At 68.3% G+C, this 8,353-nt stretch carries 7 protein-coding genes; 2 read left to right on the forward strand and 5 right to left on the reverse strand.

The features are described from left to right. The 4 genes from NTX40_03840 to NTX40_03855 all read right to left on the reverse strand — a co-directional run. On the reverse strand, positions 1-845 hold an 845-nt coding region (locus NTX40_03840), incomplete at its 3' end, for a hypothetical protein (protein MCX5648218.1). A 21-nt stretch (positions 846-866) separates the two neighbouring features. Further along, positions 867-2,429 carry a hypothetical protein gene (locus NTX40_03845; GenBank protein MCX5648219.1) on the reverse strand — a complete coding sequence of 521 codons (1,563 nt, stop codon included), beginning with the start codon at positions 2,427-2,429 and terminating at the stop codon, positions 867-869. A 101-nt stretch (positions 2,430-2,530) separates the two neighbouring features. Beyond that, positions 2,531-3,586 (reverse strand): A/G-specific adenine glycosylase, encoded by a 1,056-nt coding sequence (mutY, locus tag NTX40_03850; protein ID MCX5648220.1) that lies wholly within the window; start codon positions 3,584-3,586, stop codon positions 2,531-2,533. 117 nt (positions 3,587-3,703) lie between these two features. Further along, entirely contained in the window at positions 3,704-4,819 is a 1,116-nt protein-coding gene (locus tag NTX40_03855; protein MCX5648221.1) for a DUF3524 domain-containing protein, read from the reverse strand. Positions 4,820-5,019: 200 nt separating this feature from the next. Here NTX40_03855 and NTX40_03860 point away from each other — a divergent pair, with 200 nt between their 5' ends. Together NTX40_03860 and NTX40_03865 are read left to right on the forward strand one after the other, a co-directional pair. Further along, complete coding sequence (locus tag NTX40_03860; protein MCX5648222.1) at positions 5,020-7,077, forward strand: glycoside hydrolase family 127 protein; 2,058 nt, start codon at positions 5,020-5,022, stop codon at positions 7,075-7,077. A gap of 54 nt (positions 7,078-7,131) precedes the next feature. After that, positions 7,132-7,815 carry a DUF1080 domain-containing protein gene (locus tag NTX40_03865; GenBank protein MCX5648223.1) on the forward strand — a complete coding sequence of 228 codons (684 nt, stop codon included), beginning with the start codon at positions 7,132-7,134 and terminating at the stop codon, positions 7,813-7,815. A 131-nt stretch (positions 7,816-7,946) separates the two neighbouring features. Here NTX40_03865 and NTX40_03870 read toward each other — a convergent pair. Continuing rightward, on the reverse strand, positions 7,947-8,353 hold a 407-nt coding region (locus NTX40_03870), incomplete at its 5' end, for a hypothetical protein (GenBank protein MCX5648224.1).

The following is an 8,353-nucleotide window of genomic DNA, read 5'->3' on the forward strand; positions in this document are numbered from 1 at the left end:
AGCAAGAACGCGATGGCCGCCCAGCCCCATAAGAGGTCCTCGTCGACCTGGTCGAAGCGGAGGCGCTCCCAATTGTCGAAACCCTGCGTCATGTAGAGGAGCGTGAGGAAGAGGAGTCCGGCCGCGAGGAAGGTCGTGGCCAAGGCGCCGAGGTGCGTGAGAACCCGCGCCCAGCCGAGTCCGCGCCGGACGCCCCATCCCGCCAGGAAAGCCAGGGCGCCCCAAGCGGCAAAGAAAAGGAACGCGCTTCCCAGAAAGAGCCAGGCGAAGGCCGGGGGCCATTCCTGGTCGATGGCAAACCAGATGGCGGTCCCGAGCACGACGACGGCGATGAGCGCGGATCCCAATACAATGTTCCCAAGTCCGGTGAATCGGACGAGCGGATCCTCAAGAAAGGGAATCGCCCGGCTCCGTTTCCACCGGCGCCAGGCGATCCACGCTGCGCCCGCTTCCACGAGGTCACACGCGGCGATGCCCGAGCCTGCGCCGAGAACCAGCCAGAAGCCTACCTCTGCCCAAACCTCCATGGTGGCGGACCACACGGCAAAGGCCCAGTATGTCCACGCGCCCGCTGCGCCGGCGAAGATGATTTTCAGAAGCGCCAGGATGTGTCTTCCGACGGCCGAGCGGAGGCGGCGGCTCACGAAGGTAAGCCCGGCGGCGGCCACGGCGAACACGGGGATGCTGATGAGCGTCGGCGCCTCCCACACGAGGGCCCAGCCGGTGTAGGTGATCTTCGTGGCATCCTTTTCACACCCCTTGACGGTGACGATCGGCAGGAGCATGGCGGCGAGGATGCCGACGGCCAGCCCTCGCCGTATCCATGCCAGGACGGAATCGAGCACGCGGGTCCTCCGGAGCCGACCTTACGGCCCGCCTTCCGGCGAGCGTTCGAGGATCTGGATTGTGACGGCGTTCGTCTCCAGGTCGCCGGTCCACCAGATGGAGGGCGGTCCGGTGCCGGCGGCGGCTTCGGCCGCCCGGCTCCGCGCGACGCGGTACGCGGCCGTCAAGCGATAGAGGCCGGCCTTGTTGAAGCCGAAGAGGTTCCGCCCGAACCGCTCGTACGAGAGGTCCTTGCCGGCGGAGACTTCCTCCGGCGTCGGGGCGGGGAAGGCGTCCAGGCTCTTGCCGAACAGCACGTTCAGGTTGATCGTTTGTCCCCAGAACGCGCCTTCGCGCAGAAAGGCCTGCGCCTCGGGCACCGTGTTGCCGTCGTCCGCCCACGGGATAACCTGGCGGATGAAGAGCGGAGCAGCCGCGTTGCCGACCGGCGTCACAGTGACCGTGAGGCTCCGCTCCAGCCGCGCGTCGACGGCCAGGCTCCGCGGTCCCCGGTTGATGAGGCGGAACTCGACCTCGATCGGTTCGCCGAGGGCGTAATGGCTCTTCGCCGGCCTCAGGAGGCCCGCCAGGCCGGAGACCGCCTCGCCCGGCTTGTACGAGGACGGTGCGGGAAGGTCCACTTGTTCCTTCGTGGCAGGAGGGGCCGGTGTCGTGCCGGCCTCAGCCGCGGGGAGGCCGATCGGCTCCGGGGCCGGCGGCGCCTCGGGCAGATTGACCGCGCCCACCTGGAACGACAGGCCGTTGGAGGGGATCCGGGCGTTGCCCGTCGGGGCGGCCAGCATGACGACGAGCGTGTACCGGCCGGCGGAAAGGTCGTAGTACTTCGCGAGGTCGAGGGTCTCGACGAAACTGGCCTTCGGGAGGATGAGGGCGGGCGTCGGGGGAGGCGGCGGGACTTGGCCCGTGACGATCTTCCCCTTGTCGGGGACGATGCGGCCGCTCAGGTCGCGGATGCGAATGGCGCCCTGGCCCGTCAGGTACAGTTGGCCGTCGCGTTCGGCGATGGGCGCCTGGAGATACGTCGCGGAATCCGATCCCTCGTTCGTCAGGCGGATCTCGACCGTCTTCGGGCCGTCCACCGGAAAGACCTTCTCCAGAGGTCGGACCGAAAGCCGCAGGCTCTCGCCCCCGGAGCCGCGCTGGGCCTCGGCCGCCGCCAGTTCCCTCAGGGCCGTCGCCTCGGCGCTCGATGCCTCGAACCCGTAGTTGCCGACGAGTTGGAACCGGCGGTCGGCCTGCTCCGAGAGCGGCTTGATGGCGACGACGAACTGGCGCCCCTCGAGTTCCGCGCGGGGCAGGTCGAACGACCGGACGACGCTCTCCACGTGGACCGAAATGGTGCCGGGCAGGAGATGGCCCTTGAACGTTTCGAGGATCGGCCCGCGGACCTCCCACACGAGCCGCGGCGCCGCCGTCGGATTCGCCTGGACCGATTCGATCTGGAACTGGACGACGTCGCTTGCGGATTCGTAGACGACCTTGAGGTCGTCGACGCTGAGCGGCGCCCGGGCGGCCAAGGTCGAAGGCGCCGCGCCGGCCGAGACGAGCCCGGCGAGGGTGACGAGGAGCATCCATCGCTTCATGGCCGAAGCCTCCTTTTCGGGTTAGCCAGCCGCCGACAGTGTACTTTTTTGACGCCGCTGCGTAAAGCGGAGTTCGGCGAGAAAAGGAGACGGGGCGTTTTCTACCGCTTGCCGGAGCGGATGGCCTCGAGGATCCGCACGTCGGCGGCCGGCAGGGGATAGTCGGCAATTCGCTCCGGGCTGACCCAGCGGGCCTCGTCGCACCCGAGGGCCTTCGCCCGGCCGCGGGCGGAACGGCAGTGGTAGCAGTGGAGTGTCACGCGGAGGTGCGAGTACGCGTGGGTCACATCCACGAGGTGCCTGCCGACGGTCACCGCGAGGTCGCATTCCTCCCGTAGTTCTCGGCGGATGCAGGCTTCGGCGGATTCGCCGGGCCGGATCTTGCCGCCGGGGAACTCCCACAGGCCGCCGAGCATCGCGTCGGCCCGGCGCTTGCAGAGGAGAATCCGTCCTCGTCGCCAGACGATGCCGGCGCCGACCTGGATGTGGGGGATGCGGCGGCGCGGGCGGCGCGCGGGAACCTGCTCCTGGAGGCCGCGGGCGAACGCGAGGCACAGGCCCCGGACCGGGCAGGAGCGGCAGTTGGGTTGGCGCGGCGTACAGACGCGGCTGCCGAGTTCCATCACCGCCTGGTTCCAGTCGCCGGGGGTTTTGTCGGGCACGAGCGTCTCGGCGGCGCGCCAGAGGCCGGCGCGCGTCGCGCCGGCGTCCGTGGCCTCGCGGACGGCAAGCCAGCGGGCGATGACGCGGACGGCGTTCGCGTCGAGCGCCGCGAGGGGCCGACCGAACGCGATCGACAGGACCGCCCCGCAGGTGTAGCGTCCGACGCCGGGCAGGCGCGCCAGCGCGCGCGGGTCGTCGGGCACGCGCCCGCCGTGGTCGCGGACGACGCGCCGGGCGGCCTCGTGCAGGTTCATCGCGCGGCGATAGTAGCCGAGGCCTTGCCAGACCTTCAGCACCGCCTGGTCCGTCGCGCGGGCGAGCGCCCCGACGGTCGGGAATCGCTTGAGAAATCTCGCATAGTAGGGCAGGGCGGTCGGGACCTGCGTCTGCTGGAGCATCACCTCGGCGACCCAGATGCGGTAGGGGTCGCGCGTGCGGCGCCAGGCGAGGTCGCGCTTGTTCTTCGTGTACCACGCGAGCAGCCGCCGGCGCAGCGTGCGGCGATTTTTTTTCGGGAGCCGGCGAAGATAGTTCTTGGCGGACGGCGGGGCCAGCGGTCGTTCCCTTCGTCAGGCGAGGCGGGCATCGCCACGGCGAAGCCGGGCTTTACCCTAGCGGAGCCGGGCGGCGACGGCAAGGGCCTCGTCGTACCGCCGGATCTGGTTCCCCCAATCGTATTGCTGCACGCCGTTGGCGAGTTTCGCCAGGCGGTCCCACGGGCCTTCGCCCCGGAGGAGCCGACCGAGTTTCACCCGCAGTTCGCGCTCGTCTTTATAAAGGAACGTCTCGTGGAGTTCGGCGGGCACGATCTCGGGGTAACTCAGGCGCGCGGGCAGGAGGGGGAAGCACCCGGCCGCGATCGCCTCGATGACCGAGAGGCCGAAAAACTCGTGGATCGCCGTCGAGACGACGATGTCCGCCTCCCGCACGCATTCCTCATACGCCCGGCGGTCGGGCACGTAGCCGAACCGGACCAGGCGGTCGGCCAGGCGCCGCTTGGCTTCCTCGAAGACCGCCGGCCACTTGCGGAAGGTCTCACCCACGACGGTCAGGCGGAACGGCACGCCTTCCTGGGCCAGGAAGAAGAGGATCTCGAAGAACGCCTCGGGGTTCTTATCGTATTCCCACCGGTGGTTCCAGAGGATGGTGAGGGGGGGCTGGCGGTCCGTGCGTTTGCGCCCTGCGACGAAAGGCCTCAGGTCCATGCCGGGCGGCATGACGCGGCTGCGCTCGCGGATGGAGTCCGGGAGACCCTCGGGGACGAAGTCCGGCATCTTGGCCAGCAGCCGGCCGACCGCCTCGAGGAACGAATCGCGGTGGAACGCCGAGTTGAACCACACCTCGCTGGACGCGAGACACGTCACCAGGTTCGTGAAGGCGTACTGGAAATCGCGGCGCTGGCCGGGCTCCAGCGGATAGGAGAGTTGATTCTCGTGGAAATAGGTGACGACGGGCCGGCGCGCGAGGTCCGGCGGGGCGAGGGCTTTCCAGTCGGCGACGCTGAGGAAATCGCTCGCGAAGACCAGGTCGAAGCCTTTGGCGGCCAATGGTGCCGCCTCGCGCGACAGGTGCAGGGCGGCCCCGCGCATCCGCCACTTCCATTTCCGCGCTGGCATTCCGAGCAGCGTCCAGTCGTGGCGGCTGCGGGCCTGGAGGCCGTGGAGGAAGTCGGCGTGCGACCCCCCGAGGTACGGTTCGAGCGCCAGGATGCGGACGGCGTTAGCCATATTTGGGTCCGGCGTTTGAGGCGCCCCAAGTCTAAGGTGTGAGGGGCGCCGTGAAAAGGGCAAAGTGGTCCCTCCCCGGGCCGATGCGGAAAATGTGCTTGCTTTTGACCGGCGCTTGCCCGGACAATTGCCCGGCTTGCCGGGAAGATGCAGCGCCGCCTCGGGGGCGGACGCACACTCGGCCATACCGGAGGTCTGAAATGAATCCGAAGGTTCTCGTGGCAGCGGCGATTCTGCTGGCGGCGGCCGGCGGGGTGTGGGCGGCGGACGAGGTCCGCGTGGTACGGGAGGTGGCGGCGAAGGACGCCGGTGCGCTTTACCCGAGCAACCGCGCGCCGCTCGTGCCCAGCCCGTTCGTCAAGTTGCCGATCGGCGCCATCACGCCCCGGGGCTGGCTGCGGCGCCAGTTGGAACTGGAGCGCGAGGGCATGACCGGCCGCCTCACGGAACTCTCGCGCTGGTGCAAGTTCGAGGGCAACTCCTGGGCCGACCCGAGCGGCCAGGGGCACAGCGGCTGGGAGGAGTTGCCGTACTGGCTCAAGGGCTATGGCGACCTGGGCTACGTGCTGAAGGACGAGGCGATCATCAAGGAGGCGCGCCGCTGGATCGAACCGGTGCTGGCGAGCCAGGAGCCGGACGGCTGGTTCGGCCCGCGCGGCCTCAAGACCTCGCTGAAGGGCAAGACCGATTTTTGGCCGCACATGCTTATGCTCAACATCCTTCAGTCGCACTACGAGTTCACGGGCGACGAGCGGGTCCTGCCGTTCATGGCCCGCTACTTCAAGTGGCAACTGGCCTACCCGGACGCCGATTTCATAGCCGGCTACTGGCCCAAGATGCGCATGGGCGACAACATCGAGAGCCTCTACTGGCTCTACAATCGCACGGGCGAGAAGTCGCTGCTGGACCTGGGACCGAAGATTCACCGCTCGGGCGCCAACTGGACCGACGGCATTCCGAACTGGCACGGGGTCAACCTCTCGCAGGGCTTCCGCGAGCCGGGCGTCTATTACATGCAGGCCGGCGACCGGAAGTTCCTGGAGGCCGCCGGACGCAACTACGACACGATCACCGGCATCTACGGGCAGTTCCCCGGCGGCGGCCTGGCGGCCGACGAGAACTGCCGGCCGGGCTACACCGACCCGCGCCAAGGCACCGAGACGTGCACGTGGGTCGAGTTCATGCACAGTTTTGAGATGCTCACGAAGATCTCGGGCCATCCCCTGTGGGCCGACCGATGCGAGGAGATAGCCTTCAACTCGTTCCCCGCCTCGATGACACCCGACCTGAAGGGCCTGCATTACCTGACCGCCGCCAACCAGGCCGTCCTCGACTCCAAGAATCACAGCCCGGGCATCCAGAACGGCGGCTGCATGTTCGGCTATAACCCGCACGGATACCGCTGCTGCCAGCACAACGTGTCGCACGGCTGGCCGTACTACGCCCAGGAGATGTGGCTGGCCACGTGGGACCGCGGCCTGTGCGCCTCGCTCTACGGCGCGTCGGAGGTCGAGGCCAAGGTTGGCGACGGCACGACCGTCCGGATCGCCGAGGCCACCGCCTACCCGGCCGACGAGACCGTTACGCTGACCCTCTCGACGCCCAAGGCGGTCCGGTTCCCGCTCTACCTGCGGATTCCGCGGTGGTGCCAGGACGCCAAGGTTTCGGTCAACGGCAAGGCCCTCAAGGCCAAGGCCGAGCCGCTCTCGTACCTCGTCATCGACCGCACGTGGGCCGACGGCGACAAGGTGGTGCTCGACCTGCCGATGCGTCTGGCCGCCACGGTGTGGGAAAAAAACAAGGGGGCCGTGAGCGTCCGCCGCGGGCCCCTGGCGTTCTCCCTGCGGATCGGCGAGAAATGGGTCCGTTACGGCGGGACCGATGCGTGGCCGGCCATGGAGGTGCATCCGACGACCGCCTGGAACTACGGCCTGGAACTCGACCCGCAGAACCCCGACGCCTCCATCCGGGTGGTCAAGAAAGCGTGGCCCATCGCGGGGCTTCCGTTTGCCCTGGAGGCGGCGCCCGTTGAACTGCTGGCCAAGGCCCGCAAGATCCCCGAGTGGACGCTCGACCGCCACGACCTGGTCGCGGTGCTCCAGGCCAGCCCGGCCCGCACGGAGGAGCCCGTCGAGACGGTGACGCTCGTGCCGATGGGCTGGGCGCGGTTGCGGATCTCGGTCTTCCCGATGGTGAGCGATTCGCCCCAGGCCCAGAAGTGGGCCGAGGCTGCCGCCGCGCCGGCCTCCTCGCCTTGAGGCGGCGTGTGTCAACGCTTCGTGGGCGGGGCGAATCCCGAAAGGGAGCCTGAAATGAAAAGTCTTCGCGGCGCAAAGCGATGGGCGGGCCTGCTTGTCTTGGTTGCGCTCGGCCTCGCGGCGGGGTGCCGGGAGACGCCGACCGGTCCGTCTCCGGCGCCCGCGGCCGACGCGGAGGGATGGGAAAGCCTGTTCGATCCCGGCGCGCCGGGACTCGGCCGATGGGAGGTGACCCGGTTCGGCGGCCAGGGGGACGTGCGGGTCGAGGACGGCCGGATTATCCTTGGCATGGGCCCGGCGGACCTGACGGGCATCACGTGGACCGAGGATCCGTTGCGGATGAACTACGAGGTGGCGCTGGAGGCGATGCGGGTGGACGGGAGCGACTTTTTCTGCGGTCTGACGGTTCCCGTGCGGTATTCGTGCGTGACGCTCATCGTCGGCGGATGGGGCGGATCGCTGGTCGGTCTGTCGTCGTTCAACGACATGGACGCCTCGGAGAACGAGACGACGCGGATACTCTCGTTCGCCAACGGCCGGTGGTACCGGATTCGGATGCGCATCACGGAGACGAAGATCGAGGCGTGGATCGACGACGAGCAAGTCATCGACGCCGAGCCGGGCGAGCGGAAGATCTCCGTCCGTTCGGAGGTGGAACTTTCGCAGCCGCTCGGCATCGCGGCGTGGCGGACGAAGGCGGCCATTCGGAACATCCGCGTCCGCTCCCTGCCGCAGTGAGAAAAATGGGGCGACAACCCGTTTGCCCGTTCCCGCGGATGAATAAAATGGACCCGGGAGCGTATCGGTTTACAGTGAACTGAGCCGGGATGAGCGGGAGAGGCGAAGCGGGCGTTTCCGTGCGTCGCCGATCAGGCGGATGCGGCGAGGCGCGTCGCTTGAGGCAGGTGGACGTGCACCGGCTCGGCGATCGCGGAGTGGACCTTCGGGATGCGGACGACGGAGTTAAAGTCGCCGAAACGGTTCCGGGTCACGCCGAAAGCGGCATAGTCGGTGTACCACGTGCCGTCGGCGAAGTACCGGAACTCAAAGGTCCCGGGGGGAAGGCGCATCATGAGGGTCCATTCGGAGTCCGAGACTTTCCGCATGGGCAGGTGGTCCGTGTGCCAGCGGCAGAAGTCGCCCACCACAAAGACCGGACCGTTTGCCGCGTGATAGAAGCGAAACGTCGCCTTTCCCGTCGGGTCCACGTGAACCATCGCCGAGGCGTTCCTTGCATAGGGGTGGTTCGTCCGGGGTGCGCGTCTCCCAGGCCGCC

This window comes from Planctomycetota bacterium, from assembly GCA_026387035.1.
Lineage (GTDB): Bacteria > Planctomycetota > Phycisphaerae > FEN-1346 > FEN-1346 > JAPLMM01.

What these genes read in the sequence shown, in the direction of transcription:
- NTX40_03845 (MCX5648219.1), bottom strand. Translation starts at nt 2,429, where the DNA reads ATGAAGCGATGGATGCTCCTCGTCACCCTCGCCGGGCTCGTCTCGGCC.
- NTX40_03860 (MCX5648222.1), top strand. Translation starts at nt 5,020, where the DNA reads ATGAATCCGAAGGTTCTCGTGGCAGCGGCGATTCTGCTGGCGGCGGCC.
- NTX40_03865 (MCX5648223.1), top strand. Translation starts at nt 7,132, where the DNA reads ATGAAAAGTCTTCGCGGCGCAAAGCGATGGGCGGGCCTGCTTGTCTTG.
- NTX40_03855 (MCX5648221.1), bottom strand. Translation starts at nt 4,819, where the DNA reads ATGGCTAACGCCGTCCGCATCCTGGCGCTCGAACCGTACCTCGGGGGG.